Source organism: Marinobacter albus (assembly GCF_030238305.1).
In the GTDB taxonomy this organism is placed as follows: Bacteria; Pseudomonadota; Gammaproteobacteria; order Pseudomonadales; family Oleiphilaceae; genus Marinobacter; species Marinobacter albus.
This window is the reverse complement of the sequence record NZ_JASSQD010000002.1, coordinates 366,039-383,620: the sequence shown is the minus strand read 5'-3', so window position 1 is coordinate 383,620 and position 17,582 is coordinate 366,039. Positions and strand designations below refer to the sequence as shown.

The 17,582-nt window shown below is 63.3% G+C and carries 16 protein-coding genes and 1 riboswitch; of the genes, 5 read left to right on the top strand and 11 right to left on the bottom strand.

The window, feature by feature from the left end:
• Positions 1-51: 51 nt before the first annotated feature.
• The 3 genes from QQF73_RS13260 to cbiB all read right to left on the bottom strand — a co-directional run bounded on the left by QQF73_RS13260 (position 52) and on the right by cbiB (position 4,242).
• Complete coding sequence (locus tag QQF73_RS13260; protein WP_219867718.1) at positions 52-1,914, bottom strand: TonB-dependent receptor domain-containing protein; 1,863 nt, start codon at positions 1,912-1,914, stop codon at positions 52-54.
• Positions 1,915-2,048: 134 nt separating this feature from the next.
• Positions 2,049-2,266: riboswitch (cobalamin riboswitch) on the bottom strand.
• A 15-nt stretch (positions 2,267-2,281) separates the two neighbouring features.
• Positions 2,282-3,310 carry a threonine-phosphate decarboxylase CobD gene (gene cobD, locus QQF73_RS13255; protein WP_285368508.1) on the bottom strand — a complete coding sequence of 343 codons (1,029 nt, stop codon included), beginning with the start codon at positions 3,308-3,310 and terminating at the stop codon, positions 2,282-2,284.
• A complete protein-coding gene (gene cbiB, locus QQF73_RS13250; protein ID WP_285368507.1) occupies positions 3,307-4,242 on the bottom strand; it encodes an adenosylcobinamide-phosphate synthase CbiB in 936 nt (311 codons plus the stop codon). The genes cobD and cbiB overlap by 4 nt, the downstream gene beginning before the upstream one ends.
• A gap of 126 nt (positions 4,243-4,368) precedes the next feature.
• Between cbiB and cobT the strand changes: the two genes are divergently transcribed.
• Both cobT and QQF73_RS13240 read left to right on the top strand, forming a co-directional pair.
• Positions 4,369-5,424 (top strand): nicotinate-nucleotide--dimethylbenzimidazole phosphoribosyltransferase, encoded by a 1,056-nt coding sequence (gene cobT / locus QQF73_RS13245; protein ID WP_219867715.1) that lies wholly within the window; start codon positions 4,369-4,371, stop codon positions 5,422-5,424.
• A gap of 3 nt (positions 5,425-5,427) precedes the next feature.
• Positions 5,428-6,054 (top strand): histidine phosphatase family protein, encoded by a 627-nt coding sequence (locus tag QQF73_RS13240; protein WP_219867714.1) that lies wholly within the window; start codon positions 5,428-5,430, stop codon positions 6,052-6,054.
• On the opposite strand, the gene cobU is transcribed toward QQF73_RS13240, so the two are convergent.
• Positions 6,051-6,596, bottom strand: coding sequence for a bifunctional adenosylcobinamide kinase/adenosylcobinamide-phosphate guanylyltransferase (cobU, locus tag QQF73_RS13235; RefSeq protein ID WP_285368506.1), 546 nt, complete (start codon positions 6,594-6,596; stop codon positions 6,051-6,053). The genes QQF73_RS13240 and cobU overlap by 4 nt on opposite strands.
• Positions 6,597-6,750: 154 nt before the next feature.
• On the opposite strand from cobU, the gene QQF73_RS13230 reads away from it, so the two are divergent.
• Both QQF73_RS13230 and QQF73_RS13225 read left to right on the top strand, forming a co-directional pair.
• Entirely contained in the window at positions 6,751-8,628 is a 1,878-nt protein-coding gene (locus tag QQF73_RS13230) for a DUF294 nucleotidyltransferase-like domain-containing protein (protein WP_219867712.1), read from the top strand.
• Positions 8,618-9,343, top strand: a complete 726-nt coding sequence (locus QQF73_RS13225; RefSeq protein WP_219867711.1) for a 3'-5' exonuclease — start codon at positions 8,618-8,620, stop codon at positions 9,341-9,343. Before QQF73_RS13230 ends, QQF73_RS13225 begins: the two co-directional genes overlap by 11 nt.
• Here QQF73_RS13225 and msrB read toward each other — a convergent pair.
• The 5 genes from msrB to QQF73_RS13200 all read right to left on the bottom strand — a co-directional run bounded on the left by msrB (position 9,340) and on the right by QQF73_RS13200 (position 14,278).
• Positions 9,340-10,515 (bottom strand): peptide-methionine (R)-S-oxide reductase MsrB, encoded by a 1,176-nt coding sequence (gene msrB / locus QQF73_RS13220; protein ID WP_285368504.1) that lies wholly within the window; start codon positions 10,513-10,515, stop codon positions 9,340-9,342. The genes QQF73_RS13225 and msrB overlap by 4 nt on opposite strands.
• A gap of 99 nt (positions 10,516-10,614) precedes the next feature.
• Entirely contained in the window at positions 10,615-12,090 is a 1,476-nt protein-coding gene (locus QQF73_RS13215; RefSeq protein WP_285368503.1) for a sensor histidine kinase, read from the bottom strand.
• Positions 12,091-12,093: 3 nt separating this feature from the next.
• Entirely contained in the window at positions 12,094-12,795 is a 702-nt protein-coding gene (locus QQF73_RS13210) for a response regulator transcription factor (RefSeq protein ID WP_219867708.1), read from the bottom strand.
• 35 nt (positions 12,796-12,830) lie between these two features.
• Positions 12,831-13,115: a hypothetical protein gene (locus QQF73_RS13205; RefSeq protein WP_285368501.1), complete on the bottom strand. Its 285-nt coding sequence runs from the start codon at positions 13,113-13,115 to the stop codon at positions 12,831-12,833.
• A 185-nt stretch (positions 13,116-13,300) separates the two neighbouring features.
• A complete protein-coding gene (locus QQF73_RS13200) occupies positions 13,301-14,278 on the bottom strand; it encodes an NAD(P)H-dependent flavin oxidoreductase (protein ID WP_219867706.1) in 978 nt (325 codons plus the stop codon).
• Between the two features lie 55 nt (positions 14,279-14,333).
• Here QQF73_RS13200 and QQF73_RS13195 point away from each other — a divergent pair, with 55 nt between their 5' ends.
• Entirely contained in the window at positions 14,334-14,915 is a 582-nt protein-coding gene (locus QQF73_RS13195) for a QsdR family transcriptional regulator (RefSeq protein WP_285368499.1), read from the top strand.
• Between the two features lie 121 nt (positions 14,916-15,036).
• Here QQF73_RS13195 and QQF73_RS13190 read toward each other — a convergent pair whose 3' ends face one another.
• Both QQF73_RS13190 and QQF73_RS13185 read right to left on the bottom strand, forming a co-directional pair.
• Complete coding sequence (locus QQF73_RS13190) at positions 15,037-16,452, bottom strand: aldehyde dehydrogenase family protein (RefSeq protein ID WP_285368497.1); 1,416 nt, start codon at positions 16,450-16,452, stop codon at positions 15,037-15,039.
• A gap of 15 nt (positions 16,453-16,467) precedes the next feature.
• Positions 16,468-17,574 (bottom strand): zinc-binding dehydrogenase, encoded by a 1,107-nt coding sequence (locus tag QQF73_RS13185; RefSeq protein ID WP_219867704.1) that lies wholly within the window; start codon positions 17,572-17,574, stop codon positions 16,468-16,470.
• Positions 17,575-17,582: the final 8 nt, after the last annotated feature.

Here is a 17,582-nt window from a genome sequence, read left to right as displayed (position 1 = left end):
TGGTTTCACCTATCGAGTCTGGCCAGCGGCCATGTTGTCATCCGGTCCGGATCAAAGCTCATACCGTATCGACGCCATCGCGGTTCGGCCAGCCGACAGGTACTGGCGGCCATCGAAACGCTCGGCGGTCGCGTAGGTCCGGTCGAACACGTCGGTAACACTCAGCTTGCCGGTCCAGTCCGGTGCAAAGCGCCAGATCGCGCGCAGGTCCAGTGTGCCATAGCCCGGCAGCCGCTTGGTGTTGGCCGCATCGTCGTAACGGTAGCCCTCGGCCACCAGGGTGCCGCCGAGGGTCCAGGTGTTGATATCACGATCGATGTCCAGTCGTGCGCCCTGCCCACTGCGACGGCGCAGCCGATTGTCGGTGCCGGCATCGCGGGCATCGGTCAGTGTCAGCGCCAGATGAGTCCGCCAGCCGCCCCGTTCGAAACCGGCCCCCAGCTCCAGGCCGCGGATCTCCGCCTCGTTCACGTTTTCCGGGCGTAGATTGCCCGCGCCATCGTCGGAGAGCGCAATCAGGTTATCAATGTCCAGTTGATACGCCGCCACGTCCCAGAACCAGTCCGGATAGCGCCCGCTGAAGCCCAACTCCACGGCGCTGCTTTCCTCGGGTTTCAGGTCGGGATTACCGGCGTAGGAGCCGCCGAAGGAGTAGGTTTCCAGGGGGTAATAGAGATCATTGAACGTGGGCGCACGGAACGAGGTGCCGTAACTGACCCGAATCCGGTGCGAACGGTCGAACGCGTGCCCGAGGGCGACCCCGCCGGTTTCCTCCCGCCCATAGGCTTCGTTGTCGTCGCCACGCAGACTGACCTGGACGTCGGTCGGCCCGAAATTCAGGCGCAGCTGACCGAAGAGCGCGGCGTTGTTCCGGCTGTTTTCGTCGAAGCCCGTGCTCGATTTGACCTCATCCGAGGAGAGCTCGCTGCCTAGGACCAGCTCATGCACGTCGCGGGTGAAGGTATTTTCCCAGCGCGCGGTGCGGGTGCGGGTGTTGAATACCGAATCGGCGAAGGCATCGTTCGCGGTTTCCTGCTCGTCCCGTGCCTCGTTCAGGTCAATGCGGGTGCGCCAGTAGTCGCTCAGCGGCGTGTCCAGGGAAAAACCAACCGCCCGGAGCGTGAAATCGGTGTTTCCGCCCTCAAACTCGGTGTTGCCCCGGGATTCGAACACCGACACTCCGGCTTCGCCGCCATTGGGCAGCGTATGGCTCAGGCGGGCGACACCCGCACTGTTGCGGAAACCGCGATCCTCGCCACCTTCGATCAGTTCGGTACCGTCGGTGTTCTTGTGTACGCCGCTCACACTGAAACTGGTGACACCATCGCCCAGGCTTACGCCCGCCGCCCCTTTGCGGGTATCAAAACTGCCACCACCGGCTTCAACCCAGCCGCGCGGGCCCGCTTCCGGCCTCAGGGTAAAGGCCTGGATCACACCGCCAACCGCATCCGCACCGTAAAGACTGCTGCGGGGGCCCCGCACAATCTCGACCCGCTCAATCAGCTCCTTGGGCACGAACTGCCAGGGCGCACCGCCGCTGGTTGCCGACCGGATCCGGATGCCATCGAGCAGCAGCACCGTGGAATCATTGGAGGTACCGCGGGTATACACACTGGTGTTCTTGCCGAACGCCCCGTTGGAGACCACCGTCACACCCGGCTGGCCCCGGAGCAGGTCCGCAAACTCATTCGGAGCCTGCTTTTCGACGGTGTCTTCATCCAGCACGGTCACTGACGACAGGCTTTCACCCACGGTTCGCGGGCCGAGGGTGGCGGTAACAACAATCGGATCAAGCTCGGTGGCATCGCCGGAAACGGAGGACTGTTCGGCCATTGCAAGACCGGAAACCAGGGGCAGGGAACTCAGGATAACGCCAGCCCCGACGTTGGGCAGACTGTCTTTCAGGAAACTCATAACCATACTCACTCACACGCCGCACGCACCCGTGCGGGGGATTCTTGTCGTGTTGCGCGGGGCAGGTCTGGCGGGTGGGTAAGAGTAGTCACGGGCCCGGGAGGCAGTTCACCCACCGCCGTCGCCCTCCGCAACGTCTGGTGTGTAGACAGGCCGGTCTCCGGGCTTATGAGCGGTGCGGCCAAGCGCACTGCGGTGATCGCCTTCCCATGCCTGGGCACAGTGGCGCACTCGATCACCGTTAACTCACATACCGTTGCGGGGGCAGCGCCGGACTCTCACCGGCTTCCCGTTTCACCCCTGCGATGTCGGCAAAACATCGCATCGGGGCACCTGAAAACGAGCGGCAAGGCTAGCAATCGGTCACTCACTGGTCAATGACAAATGACATGCCCTCGAGACCCCGGGCAAGTCTTTGCCAGTCCGATTCGGGCCCCGGGAGACCAAGCCGAAGCGCCGCCGGTCGGTCGAAATGCCGCACCAGAATGCCTTGCCGGGCCAGCTCCGCGTGCAGGTGACCGGCTCCGGGATGCGGGAGGTATCGGAACAGGAGCGTACCCTGGGTGCCGGGCAGGCCCAGTCCGGCCAGAAGTTCGCCCAGGCGCTGCGATGCCCCACGCAGGTGGCTTTCGGCGCTGTCTTGCCAACGGGTGTCCTGCAGCGCCCGAGCCATCAGGAAGCGGGCAGGTCCGCTGAGCGCCCATGGGCCAGTCACAACCCTGAGCCCCTCGCCGATGGCGGCGTCGGTCAGGACCGCACCGGCACGCACCCCCGCCAGGCCGAAAAACTTGCCAAGGGACTTGAGAACCACCAGCCCGGGCTGGCCTGACACGGCGGCAAGACTGGCACTGTCCCCCGCGGTCAGGAACGCCTCGTCGACAACGAGCCAGCCCCCCCGCGCCTGCAGACGCGCCAGCCAGCCCAGGAGCCGGTCGCGTTCAAGGCGTCGTCCGGTCGGATTATTGGGGTTGATCCAGACGACCACATCGAGCGCATCAAGCCAGTCATCACCGGCCGCCAGATCGGCATCGGTTACCGGCACCACGACGTGGCCCGCAGAGGCCCAGCAGTGGGCGTGTTCAGCGTAACCGGGCTCAGGCACACCGACCCGGCAGGCCCGACGCAGGCGGGGTAAGGCCTGTATCGCGGCCTGACTGCCGGGTACCGGGACACAGACTGATGTCGCGGGCGCGCCGCACCAGTCCCGAACCACAGCCTCCAGATCGTCGTTGTCCTCCGGCAGACGCTGCCAGACCGACGCGGGAATGTCCGGCACCGGCCAGCCCAGCGGATTGATGCCGGTGGACAGGTCCAGCCACTGATCGACCGGTCGGTTCCAGCGCCGGGCAGCCTCGGTGAGCCGGCCGCCATGGGCTAATCGAGACGGGTCGGTCACCACAGCACCTCCCGGGCGCCAACCAGCACAACCAGGGCAGCAAGCCAGAGCCCGACACCAAGATGAACCAATCGGATGGCATCACGAATGGTTCCGGCCTCTGGCTCGGCGCCGCTGCCCAGCCACGGGCGATCCTTGATTCCGGTGGCATAGGGCGCGGGGCCACCCAGCCGGACACCCAGAGCACCCGCACCGGCAGCCATGACCGGTCCGGCGTTCGGACTGTCCCAGAGCGGCGCCTGGGTACGCCAGCAGCGCCAGGCGCGGCGGGTGTTGCCAAGGCAGGCGTAGGTCAGTGCCGTCAACCGGGCGGGCACCCAGTTCATGGCATCGTCCAGTCGGGCGGCGCAGCGGCCGAACCGGCAAAATCGGGGGGTCCGATAGCCCCACATGGCATCAAGGGTATTGATCATCCGGTGCAGCACAACCCCGGGTACCCCGGCCACGAGAAACCAGAACAGACTGGCAAACACCGCATCCGCCCCATTCTCGAGCATCGATTCGGTGGCGGCAGCCGCCACCCCGCGTTCATCCAGCGCGGCCGCATCCCGGCTGACAATCCGGGCCACCTGTGTGCGAGCCTCGTCCAGCCGGTGTCCGGCCAGCGGGCGGGCGACGGCCAGACCGTGCTCGGCGAGACCACGCAACGACAACGCCAACCAGAGCGTGAGAACTTCCAGGACCAGCAAAAAGGCTGGCGACAGCATCCCGACCAGCAACCAGAGCGCCAGGGTAACGGGAACCACCAGAGCCAGCACCGCCAGGACACCCCGGCCAATGCCCGCCGGCCGGGACCGGTTGACCTGATGCTCAATCCAGCCGGCGAGTTGCCCAAAGCCGACCACCGGGTGCCAGCGCCGGGGCTCACCCAGCCACCGATCCAGCACCAGCGCTACAGCACACACCGCCACCGATTCCAACACACCGTCCAAAAATAGGGCTCCATAGCTCTCAGGTTCCGTCAGGAGCGACAGTCTACTCGACCCAAAGCCAACCTTGACACCGTTTCAGCCTCGGTGGAGTATCGGGCGCCTGTCTCACCCGACTGGAATCATGCCATGACCCTGCCCGACTGCTGGACCCGGCCTCTGCCCCGAACCGACGAACATTGCCGCGAACAGGCCCGCCAGAGGCAGTCTGTGCTGACCAAACCGCCCGGCTCCCTCGGCACGCTGGAGCAGATCGCGATTACCTTGAGCGGCCAGCAGGCAACCGCAACGCCGGCCGTCGACCGGGTTCACATCGCCGTCTTTGCCGGTGACCACGGTGTCTGTGCGGAGGGCATTTCTGCCTTCCCGCAAGCGGTGACGGCCCAGATGATTGCCAACTTTGCCCATGGCGGCGCCGCGATCAGCGTTATGGCACGGCACCTTGGCGCGTCACTGGAGGTGGTCAACCTGGGAACCGTGGGTGAGGTGCCAGACGGACTCAGCGGTGTGGTGGACGCGACCATCAGGCCGCAAACAGGGAACCTGGCCCAGGAACCGGCCATGACCGAAAGCGAGGTCGGCGCGGCCCTGACGGCAGGGGACCACGCCGCCCAGCGGGCGGCCGAGGCAGGAGCCCAACTGTTCATCGCCGGGGATATGGGCATTGGCAACACCACCGCAGCCACGGCGCTGGCCTGCTGCCTGCTGGGTCAGAATCCGGATGCGCTATCCGGGCCCGGTACCGGCCTCGATGCCCGGGGCGTCTGTCACAAGGCGGAGGTCATCAAACGGGCGCTGGGTCGGCACGGCGAGGACCAGTCGCCAATGGGCGCTCTCGCGTCGCTGGGGGGACTGGAAATTGCGGCCATAGCCGGCGCAATCCTGGGAGCCGCGGGCCGCCGGATTCCGGTGTTGATTGACGGCTACATTGTCTCTGTCGCAGCGTTGGTGGCGGTCCGTCAACAACCGGAACTCGGCCAGTGGCTGTATTTCGGACACCAATCCGCCGAGCCCGGCCATCGTCGGGTCCTCGATGCGCTGGCGTCCTCGCCCCTGCTATCGCTCGGGATGCGCCTGGGGGAAGGCAGTGGCGCGGCGGTGGCAGTTCCTCTGCTGCGTTCCGCCTGCGCCCTCCACAACGGCATGGCCAGCTTTGCCGATGCCGGCGTCAGTGACAGGAGCTAGATCATGACCCGGGACAGTCAGCAGCCAACCGCCGACACCTCGTTCCTCGACCTGATCCGCCACGGGGAACCCGAGGGCGGCCCCATGTTTCGTGGCAGCCAGGACGATCCCCTGAGTGAGACCGGCTGGAAACAGATGCGCGCTGCCATCTCCGACAGCGACTGCTGGGACGCGGTACTGACCTCCCCCCTGCAACGCTGCCGCCAGTTCGCCGAGGAAGTTGCCGATACCCGAAACCTGCCGCTCTTCGTGGAGCCGGATCTGCGGGAAGTGAGCTTTGGCGCCTGGGAAGGCCGGACCTCGCAGCAGATCCTGACCGAATACGGCGACCAGCTGAGCGCGTTCTGGGACGATCCGACGGCCATTACCCCGCCCGAAGGCGAGCCCATTGACGCGTTCTACCGGCGAGTGACCCGCGCCGGAGCGCTCTGGCAACGCCGGCTGGCCGGCCAGCGGATTCTGGTGGTTTGTCACGGCGGCGTGATCCGAATGTTGCTCGCAGATGTCCTGCACATTCCGCTGTCGCGCTCATTCGCGGGTTTTGCCGTCCCCTACGCCTGCCGAAGCCTGATCCGGTTCGACCGGAGCGAGCACGGACTGTTACGGAGCCTGCTTCGCCACGGCGGCTAGAATCCGGACCCTTTCAGGATCTGGGGCAAACCGGCCAGCGACAGCACCACACGGTGACAGCGGGCGGCCAACGCCTGGTTCAGCCAACCCAGCTCGTCGGCAAAACGTCGGGTCAGCGGGTCCATGCCAATCGTGCCCAACCCGACCTCGTTACTGACGATCGCGACCGGACCGGGGTAATTGGCCAGGCTGTTCAGAAACCGGGCACGCTCGGCGGCGAACACCTCTTCACCGGCAAACATCAGGTTACTGACCCACAGGCTCATGCAATCGATCAGCAGCCCGGGCGGGTGCGTTGACCGCGCCTGGGCCTGCAGGACCTCACCCAGGTGCAACGGTTCTTCAATCAACCCCCAGTGCCCGGGGCGACCGGCCCGGTGACGGTCGATCCGGGCGGCCATTTCGTCGTCGCCGGCGGTCGCTGTCGCGACATAGGTGACCCGGTCCCAGGCCGTCGCCACGGTTTCCGCCAGGGCGGTCTTGCCGGACCGGATTCCTCCCAATACTAGAGTGTGGTCCGTCGCCTGCGTTCCTGTGTTCATACTGCGGATTCCTTCGAAGCATCGGTCATCGTTCGCGAAATCATGTCACGGAGCCCGGTTTCAAAACCAGACGTTTTACCGGATGGTTACTGTTTGCCCCCCCTGCTATATTCGATAACCAAACCATTGCCTTAGCCAGTTATCAGGGAGCGTCATGCAGGCCGAGCTCATCGACATTCGCAATCACCTCGCCAACTTTCCGCCCTTTGACGAGATGTCCGAGGAATTGCTGGACCGGGTTGTGTCCAGCATTGAGGTGGAATACTTTCGCGCCGGGAGCCCCATTCTCGAGTTCGGCAGCCCCAATCACTGGCTGTACTACATTCGCAGTGGGGCCGTGGAGATTTTCCGGCGTTCCGGCGAACTCTACAATCGCATCACCGAGGGCGACATCTTCGGCCAGTTTGGCCTGTTGATGCATCAGAAGGTCCGCTTTCCGGCCAAAGCCCTGGAAGACACCCTGGTCTATCGAATCCCGGAAGAAACCTTTCGGTTCCTGTTCGAAGCCGATGACAACTTCGCCGATTTCGTGGAGGTCGAGGATAAATCACGCCTGCGCTCGGCCCTGTCCCGCCGGGAGAAGTCCAACGAACTGATGACCTCCCGGGTGACCCGGCTGATCTCCCGGGAGCCGATTTCCGCCCCGTGCACCGTACGCCTGCAGGAAGCGGCCCGGATCATGACCGACCACGGCGTTTCCGCCCTGCTGTTAATGGAAGACCACGGCGATCACCCGCGTCTCAAAGGCATCATTACCGATCGCGACCTCCGAACCCGCGCGGTGACCGAAGCCCTGCCTTCGGAAACCCCCGTCTGTGAAATCATGTCCGAAGACCTGATCACCATCCGCGCCAGCGCCTTCATCTTCGAGGCCATGCTCACCATGCTGCACAACAACGTGCACCACCTGCCGGTGATGGACAAGAGAGAGGTCCGCGGGGTGATCGCCCTGGCCGACATCGTCAAGTACGAGAGCCAGAGCAGCCTGTACCTGGTGAGCAACATCTACCACCAGCAGGATGTGGCCGGCCTGAAAAAGGTCAGCCGGGATGTGCCCGACAGCTTCGTCCGCATGGTCAACGAAGACGCCAACTCGCACATGGTCGGCAGTGCCATGGCCGGCATCGGACGCAGTTTCACCCAGCGCCTTCTGGAGCTGGGGGAAGAGAAACTTGGACCGCCCCCGGTTCCCTACTGTTTCATGGCCCTCGGTTCCATGGCCCGGGACGAACAGCTGGTGGTGACCGACCAGGACAACGCCATGATCCTGGACGACAGCTTCGTGCCGGATGAGCACGACGATTACTTCCGGGCCCTGGCCAAATTCGTCAGCGATGGCCTGGCCGAGTGCGGCTACAGCTACTGTACCGGCGACATCATGGCCACCAACCAGAAATGGCGCCAACCCCTCAGCGTGTGGAAACAGTATTTCACCGACTGGATTGAGAATCCCAAGGCCGAGGCCCTGCTGAACAGCAATATTTTCTTCGACCTGGACGGTATCTATGGCAAGACCGACTTTGCCGAAGAACTCAAGACCCTGGTGGCCGAGAAGGCCAGCAACAGCCAGCGTTTCCTGACCATGCTGGCCCGCAATGCCCTGAACCGGACGCCGCCGATCGGGTTCTTCCGAAGCTTTGTGCTGGAGGAAGGTGGCCAGCAGCGCAAGACCTTCAACCTCAAGCGTCGGGGTACTGCTCCGCTGTCTGACCTGATCCGGGTTCATGCCCTGGCCTGCGGGTCCCGGGCCCAGAATTCCTTCGAGCGGCTCAAGGCGATTGGCAAGACCAAGCTCATCCTCGACGACGACCTTGGTAACCTGCGCGATGCCCTGGAGTTCATCGCCATCGTCCGGATCCGCCACCAGGCCCTCGCCATCGAGGAGGGCCGTGAGCCGGACAACAACGTGCGACCGGAGGACCTGTCACCGTTCGAGCGCAGCCACCTGAAAGATGCCTTCCAGGTGGTAAGCAACGCCCAGAAATTCCTTCGATTCCGCTACAACGCGGGGGTGGGCCGGAATGTCCAGTAAACCCGTCAGCGATACAACGGACCCTGGCAACTGGCCCGAACGATACCGGGCGCTGGCACAGGACGCGCGCAACCCACTGCTCAAGGAATTCTATGAGGCCGGGTGCGTGGCGCCGGATACGCCCCTGGCAGACGTGCCGATGGTGGCCCTGGATTTTGAGACCACCGGTCTGGACCCGAGTCAGCACTCAATCGTCAGCGTGGGAATGGTGCCCTTCTCCCTGAACGGGATTCAGCTGGGCGCCGCCCGGCACTGGGTGGTTCGCCCGAAACTCCCCCTGCACCAGGCCTCGGTCGAGATTCATGGCATTACCCACGCCGACATCGCTCACGCGCCGGACCTCTCGGAAATTCTGGAATGGATTTTCGACTTGCTGAAGGGGCGGGTTCCGGTGGTGCACTACCGCAACATTGAGCGCCAGTTTATGGACGTTGCCCTGAAATGGCGGTTGGGGGAAGGCATCCAGTTTCCCGTGCTGGACACCATGGCCATCGAAGCGCACATCTACCCGGAGCGGCATCCGTCCCGGTGGCAGCGACTGCTGGGCAAGCGACCAATCTCGATCCGGCTCAGCGACAGCCGCTCCCGGTACGGGCTTCCTCACTACGCGGCCCATAATGCCCTGATCGACGCCATCGCGACGGCGGAGCTGCTACAGGCGCAGATTCACCACCACTTCAGCCCGCAAACGCCGATCAGGGAACTCTGGCTCTAAATGTTCTGGCCGTCGGTCACCTCGTCGATGTACTCGCCGTAGCCACGGGCCTCCATTTCTTCCAGCGGGATGAATTCGAGGGCCGCCGAGTTCATGCAATAGCGCAGACCGGTCGGTGCCGGGCCGTCATCGAACACATGCCCCAGGTGCGAATCGGCATAGCGGCTGCGAATCTCGGTGCGGGTGCTGAAGAAGGATTTGTCCTCCCGCTCGACCACAGCGTCGTTGCTGATTGGCCGGGTGAAGCTGGGCCAGCCAGTGCCCGACTTGTACTTGTCCCGGGAGGAAAACAGCGGTTCACCGGAGACAATGTCCACATACAGCCCCGGTTGCTTGTTATCCCAGTAGCGGTTGTTGAACGCGCGCTCGGTGCCGTCCTCCTGGGTAACCTCGTACTGGATATCCGTGAGGCGTTGCTTGAGTGCCGCCTGGTCCGGCTTCACAAAGCTTTCCGGATCAAAGCCATCGCCCGCCTTGCCGGCCTTCATCGCGCCCGGCTGAAACCGGGAGAAATCCAGCTCGTAGTCCTCGCCATACACCTTCTCGATGAACTGGTAGCGGCCGGAATTGAACGTGTAGAAGTTGTAGCGCAGGGGATTCTTCTTGTAGTAGTCCTGGTGATACTTCTCTGCCGGGTAAAAGGCGTCCAGCGGCACGATCTCGATAACGACCGGCTTGTCATATACACCGGACGCCTGAAGCTCGGCCTTGGCGGCTTCTGCCAGACGCTTCTGCTCCGCATCGTGATAGAAGATGGCCGGACGATACTGTTTGCCCCGGTCCACGAACTGGCCATTGGCATCGGTCGGATCCATTATGCGCCAGAGTCCCTGCAGCAACCCTGCGTAGGTCATCTGATCCGGATCGTAATACACCTGTACGGCCTCGGTATGGCCGGTGGAACCGGACGACACCTGCTTGTACGTCGGATTCGCCTCGTCACCCCCAGCATAGCCGGATACGGCTTCCACCACACCCGGGATTTTTTCGTAGCCGGCCTCCACACACCAGAAGCAGCCACCGGCAAAAGTCGCGACGGCCAGATCCGGATTATCCGGTGCATATTCGCTGGTTTGCGCGGCGTGCTTGTCCGCCGTGGCGTAGGCCGCAAACAGTGCGCCCGCAGAGCCGATAACCAGAGCGGTGGCAATTCCTATCATCTTGCGTTTCATTGGAAGTCTCCTGTGAATGATTCCATGCTGCCAGCGTATCGCCGTGGCTTCACGAAAACGTTCAAAGACTATTACGAATCTATAACGGCGCGGATTTATTCATTGCCCGGGCAGCCAGACCCGGAATTCGGCGCCGGCCGAGGCTCCGTTCTGTACCGAGATGCGGCCTTTCTGGAGTTCCGCCATGCGTTGGGCAATGGCCAGCCCCAGCCCGGCATGGCCCGTACGGGCAGCGCCCGAGGCCTGGTAGAAGGGTTCAAACAGGTGCTCCAGGTCGTCGGCGTCGATGCCGGGGCCGGCGTCGGTGACGGCAATGCAGGCACCCCCGTCGCTGCGTTCCACGGCCAGGGTGACGCGGCTGTCCGCCGGGGCGTGACCTATCGCGTTGCTGATCAGGTTGTCGAGGATACGTTCGGTCATGGCAATGTCTGCGTTCACCATCACCGCGTCGGCGCCGACAATCTCGAGGGATACCGCCGCGCGCTCCGCCTCGGGCTGGTGTTTCTGGACCACGTCGTGGACCAGCTCGGCAATCATGCAGGGTTCCGGAGCGGGCTGCTTTTCCCGGGCCTCGAGGGCCGCCAGCTCGAACAGTTCATCTACCAGGCGGCCCAGCCGATGGGTTTCGGCCAGCGCCACCTTGAGGAAACGCCCCCGTTCTGTGGGGCTCAGGTCCGCCTGCTTTAACTGCAGGGCTTCGAGGTACCCCTGAATCGACGCCAGGGGCGTGCGCAGGTCGTGGGAGACCTGGGCCACCAGCTGGCGCCGCTGATGGTCCTTGTCCTTGAGCAAGTCCAGCTGGGCGGCAATGCGACGGGCCATCTGGTCAAAGCGTTCGGTCAGGTAATCAATGTCATCACCCCGCACCGGAACCCGATCGGGCGTCTGGGCCACGACCACATCCGCATCGCCGGCCTCAAAACTCTCGACCCGCTCTGTCAGTCGCGACAGCCGGCGTGTGAGCAGCCGGAAAAACACCAGCCCCGCCAGCAGCCCCACAAACAGGCTTACCGCGAGGGCACCGGCACCCATCTGGAGCAGCCGGTCGCTGTGCACCATGCTCTCGGCGGTGTCATATTCCTCGCCGCGCAGCACCACATAGAGATAACCAGAGGGATTCACGTCGGACGGCACCGGCGTCACCGAGAAGACCTTGCGCCGGTCGTGGCTGCGCGGATCGTCCCCCGGCAGCGGGTAGGCCGTCGGGTCGGAAAGCAGGGTCTGGATCGGCGCCAGAGATACCCGGTTGCGTTTGATTTTGTCCGGATCCGCGGAGTAGGAGAGGATCCGCCCCTCGCGATCGAGCAGGTAAATCTCAATGCTGGGGTTGATGGTCATGTAGAGATTAAACAACTCTTTAAGGGCGTTGCGATTGAGCTTTCCATCGGTCACCAGGTTGCGGTCAGAGACCAGGTTGCTGGCCAGATCCCGGTTGAGTTCCTGATTGACCGCCGCGGTGTACTCCCGCACCGAGTACAGGCTCAGCACGGTAAACAGCCCGCCGACGATCACCAGCAGCAGGAACAGGCCCAGGGCCAGCCGGGCATAGAGGGTTCGGAAAACCGACAGCGCCATGGTTCAGTCCATGAACCGGTAACCGACGCCCCAGACGGTCTGGACGTACCGGGGTTCGGCGGGATCAGCCTCGATCTTGTTCCGAAGCCGGTTGATGTGGGTGTTCACGGTGTGCTCGTAACCTTCGTGGTTGTAGCCCCAGACCGAATCCAGCAACTGGGCCCGGCTGAAGACCCGGCCCCGATGGCGGGCGAAGTGCCAGAGCAGGTCGAATTCCCGGGCGGTAAGCTCCACCTCCCGATCATCCACAAACACCCGGCGACGCACCGGGTCTATCCGCAACCCGTCCACTTCCAGCGGCTCGGCCTCGGCCGGGATATCTTCGCGGGCAGACAGGGCATCCACACGGCGGAACAGGGCCTTGATGCGCGCCGCCAGTTCGGCCACGCTGAACGGCTTGGTCAGGTAATCGTCGGCGCCCATTTCCAGCCCCAGCACCCGGTCCAGCTCGGTGCTCTTGGCGGTCAGCATCAGCACCGGGACATAGCCGGGGCTGGACCGGATCTCACGGCAGACCGCGAGACCGTCCATCCCCGGCAACATCAGATCCAGGATCACCAGATCGATACCCCCCTGGCGAAAACGTGCAAGGCCCTCATCCCCGCGATCGACAAGAATAGCCGCCATCCCCAGATCGGTCACCTGCATGCGCACAAGCTCACCGATGCCCGGGTTGTCCTCAATGATCAGTACGGTTCGTGTCATGATCTCCTGGCTCTGGTCCGGCGCTCGAGCACCCGTTACTGCATGGTGTCCTTATCGTCCATGGTGTCGTCATCCATGGTGGTGTCGCTCATGTCGTCTTTTTTCATGTCGTCCATGCCCCCCGAGTCCATGGTGTCCTCTTTCATACCGTGCCCCATGTCCTCGGCCGTGTCACCCTTTTCCATGCCAGGGTCGGACATCCCCTGCTCCATGGTGTCGTCCTTCATCATGCCCTCCTCGTCCTTCATTTCCTCGGCGACAGCCAACAACGGCGCCAGGCTCAGACTGGCAATGGCAAGCATTCGGGTCAGGTGTTTCATTGTGATCTCTCCGTGTTGTTCATAGGGTTTGCGCCGGCACTGCGCACCGACAACACAGACAGGATGCCAAGCCGGGCTCACGGTCGGATCACGACTCGGTAAAGAGTGTATAGCGGAAATATCACAAAACCATCACGCCCGCGCAGGGAGCAGCGGGCGCGGGCGGACTGGCACCCCGGCCGGCATCAGGCCAGGAAACCGGTGAGCCGCTGCCGGACGATGGCCTCGGCATCGGCCATGATGCGGTTGATCAGTTCCTCGCAGGTGGGGATGTCATGGATCAGGCCCGCCACCATGCCACAGCTCCAGGCGGCCTCGTCCATCTTGCCTTCCTGCAGCACCAGCCGGCCCTTCACGCCGGTAACCAGGTGCCGGATGTCGTCGATGGTCTCGGCGTCGCCCTTCTCCCGCTCGATGCGGATGATTTCCTCCACCGCGGCGTTGTTCATCACCCGCTCGGTGTTGCGCAGGTTGCGCATGATCAGCCGGGTCTGGAGCTCATCCGCCTCCAGGATGGCCTGCTTGACGTTGTCGTGAATCGGCGCGTCTTTGGTTGCCAGGAAGCGCGTGCCCATGTTCATGCCCTCGGCACCCAGGGCCATGGCCGCCACCAGGCTGCGGCCGTCGGCCATGCCCCCGGAGGCCACGAACGGAATACTCAATTCCTCGGCAGCGCGGGGCAACAGAATGAAGTTGGGGATATCGTCCTCACCCGGGTGGCCACCGCACTCGAAGCCGTCAACACTGGCGGCGTCGCACCCGATGGACTCGGCTTTCAGGGCATGGCGCACCGAGGTGCACTTGTGGATCACCTTGATGCCCGCGGCCTTGAGCTGGGGCATATACTTCTCGGGGCTGCGGCCGGCGGTTTCCACCGCCTTGACCCCACCTTCGATAATGGCGTCAATATACTCGGGATAGGGGGGCGCCTTGAAAGAGGGCAGAAACGTCAGATTCACTCCGAACGGGCGATCGGTCATTTCGTGACAGCGGGCGATTTCCCGGGCCAGGTCCTCCGGCGTCGGTTGGGTGAGCCCGGTGATCATGCCGAGCCCGCCGGCGTTCGACACCGCCGACGCCAGTTCCGCATAGCCGACGTGGTGCATACCGCCCTGGATAATCGGGTAACGGGTACCGAACAGTTCGGTGATTCGGGTGTTCATAGCGGGTTTCCTGTTTTGTCGTTAGAATGAATCCAAACTCCGGCACGAGGTTTCAGTGACAGAGAAAACAACAACCAGAGCGACGCCGGCCGATGCCTTCAAACGGGCCCGGCGCATGTGGCTCAAGGGTGAGCGCATTCACCTGGCATCCTTGTCTGACGAACTCAACATCGGTCGTGCCACACTGTTTCGCTGGGTCGGAAACAAGGATCTCCTGATCGGGGAAGTGCTCTGGTCGCTTTACGAGCCCTTGCGCTTGGAAGCGCTCTCGTCAACGCCCGGGCAAGGCGTCGACTTCGTCGTTGGCGTATACCGGCGCATCAATTCCACCATCCTGCACTTCGAGCCCCTGCGCCGGTTTATCAACCAGGATCCGGAATACGCCCTGAAGATCCTGACGTCCTCCCAATCCACGTTGCACAGCCGGACCGTGGAGGCCAACACCCGGACCCTGAAGGACCAGGTCGCCTCCGGTTACATCAGCCCGCCGATGAACATCGAGAGCCTGTCCTACTTCATGGTGCGGCTGGCCGAATCCTGCCTTTACAGCGACATCATCGGCGGGCGCGAGCCCCGGGACGAAGAGCTGGAAGATGCCTGCACGGCTGTTCGGATCCTGCTTGGCGGCAAGGCCTAGGTTCGGAGTCTGGCCCTTTGGGCGCGGTACCTTTTCTTATGGAAAAACAACTCGCTTCGCTCAGACATTTTTTCCCGGCAGAAAAGGCACCCCACCCCAGGGGCCGAGCTGACTTCGGGTGTTAAAGCTGGAGTGAGCGCACTTCCAGGAATTCCTCCAGGCCCCACTTGCCGAATTCACGGCCAATGCCGGAGTGGCCGAAGCCGCCGAACGGTGCCTGCGGATTGAAGGCACCGCCGTTGACCGTGACCTGCCCGGTACGCAGCTTGCTCGCCACCTTCTTCGCCTTGTCCTGATCCGCCGACCAGACCGCACCCGACAGCCCGTATTCGGTGCCGTTGGCGATGCGAATGGCGTCGGCTTCATCCTGGTAGGGAATGATGCTCAGTACCGGCCCAAAAATCTCTTCCTGGGCAATGCGGCTGTCCGGTTTGACGTTGCCGAACACCGTGGCCTTCACAAAGTAGCCCTGGTCACAGCCGTCTGGGGCTTCCGGGCCGCCGGCAACCAGAGTCGCGCCTTCCTCGATGCCGAGACGGATGTAGTCGAACACCCGGTCTCGCTGTTGTTCGGACGCCAATGGCCCGAGACGGGTGGTTTCCTCGAGCGGGTTACCCGGGGTCATTTTTGCCACCGCGGCTGCCGCCAGTTCACAGGCTTCGTCGTGCTGGTCCGCCGGGACCAGCAATCGGGTCAGCGCCGTGCAGGTTTGGCCGGAGTTCAGCAGACAGTTGTTCACCGTGCCTTTCACCGCGGCGCCCAGATCGGCATCGGGCAGCACCACCGAGGCCGATTTACCGCCCATCTCAAGGGCAATACGCTTGAAGTCGTCCGCGGCAGCGTGGGCAATGAGGCTGCCGGTGCGGGTGGAGCCGGTGAACGACACCATGCGCACGTCCGGATGCTTGATCAGGGTGTCACCCACGGTCTGACCCAGACCACAGACCAGATTGAAGACCCCTTTCGGCAGATCCGTACCATCCAGGATTTCGGCCAGGATGTAAGCGCTCTGGGGCGCGATTTCCGAGGGCTTCAGCACCACGGTGCAGCCGGCAGCGATGGCCGGCACAATTTTCAGGATGACCTGGTGCAGTGGGTAGTTCCATGGCGTAATACAGCCGACCACACCCACCGGCGCATACTGAACTTCAGAGTTGCCGGATTGCTCGGTGAATGGGAAATCCGGCAACAGTTTCAGGTAGGATTTTGTCATGGTCGCTGGCATACCGGCCTGAATCGCGGTCGCCAGCTTGATTGGCATCCCCACCTCCCGGCAGATGGTTTCGGCGATTTCGCCACTGCGCTCTTTCAACCCGACATGAAGCTGTTCGAGCACCTTGATGCGCTGCTCCAGGGTGCTTTCCGACCAGGAGTCAAAGGCGCGATCGGCGGCGGCGATGGCCTGTTCCATTTCTTCCCGGCCAGAGGAGGGCACCCGGGCAATGACCTCGCCGGTCCCGGCTTCGTGGACGTCCAGAGTGTCGCCGCTCCAGTCCACCCATTGCCCGTTAATGTAGTTCCTGCTCAGATCGTTCATACGGTTCCTCCTGACTCAGTCAAAGACAATCACGCCGCGGGCGTTCTTGCCTGCCACCATATCATCGAAAGCCTGGGCGGCGTCTTCGATCGGGTAGGTGCGGGTGATAAGTTCGTCGAGCTTCAGTTTGCCGGCCTGGTAGAGACCCAGAATGCGCGGGAAATCATGCTGGGGCCGGGCCGAACCCAGCCAGCTGCCCTTCAGGGTCCGTTCGTCGGCGGGCAGGGTCAGCGTGGTCACCGAGGTTTTGTCCTTGGGATCGGCAACGCCCACCACCACCGCGGTACCGCCGCGGCCGAGACTCTTGTAGGCCTGTTCCACCACGGGACCGGCACCGACGCACTCGAAGGCGTAATCGACACCACCGGTCAGCTTCTTGACCGCGCGGGCGGGATCATCCACCTCGTTGATGTTCACGGTGTGGGTGGCACCGAACTCCCTTGCCATAGCCAGTTTCCGGTCATTGTTGTCCACGGCCACGATCATCTCGGCGCCGGCCGTGGCGCATCCCTGGATGGCGTTCAGTCCGACACCTCCGATCCCGAACACGGCCGCCCGGGAACCCGGCTCCAGCTTGGCGGTGTTGAACACCGCCCCCACGCCGGTCATGACCGCACAGCCCACCAGGGCAGCGTTCTGCATCGGCACCTTGTCGTCCACCTTGACGCAGTTATCGACATGCATGGTGGCGTATTCCGCCATCACGCCGCAGGCCCCGAACACGTTGAGTGGTTCGCCCTGGCTGTCTTTGGTGCGGACAGTACCGTCGGGCAGGGTAAACATGGCCTTGCGGGCGTGTTCGCAGAGGACCGGGCGGCCCCGGACACACTGGCGACATTTGCCGCACATGGAGATGAAGGAGCTGACCACATGGTCGCCTTCCTGGAAATCGGTGACGCCCTCGCCCACTTCGACCACCACGCCGGCGGCTTCGTGACCGAGGACCAGGGGTGGCGGATACTGGATCTTGCCCGTGGTCGCGGAGAGATCGCTGTGGCAAACCCCGCAGGCGGCGATCTTGATGGTGATTTCACCCCGTTTCGGGCCTTCGACGGTGATGGTCTCGACCTGAACGGGCTGCCCCCATTCCCGGCAGACCACGGCCTTCGCTTGTCTATCCATTCGCTTCA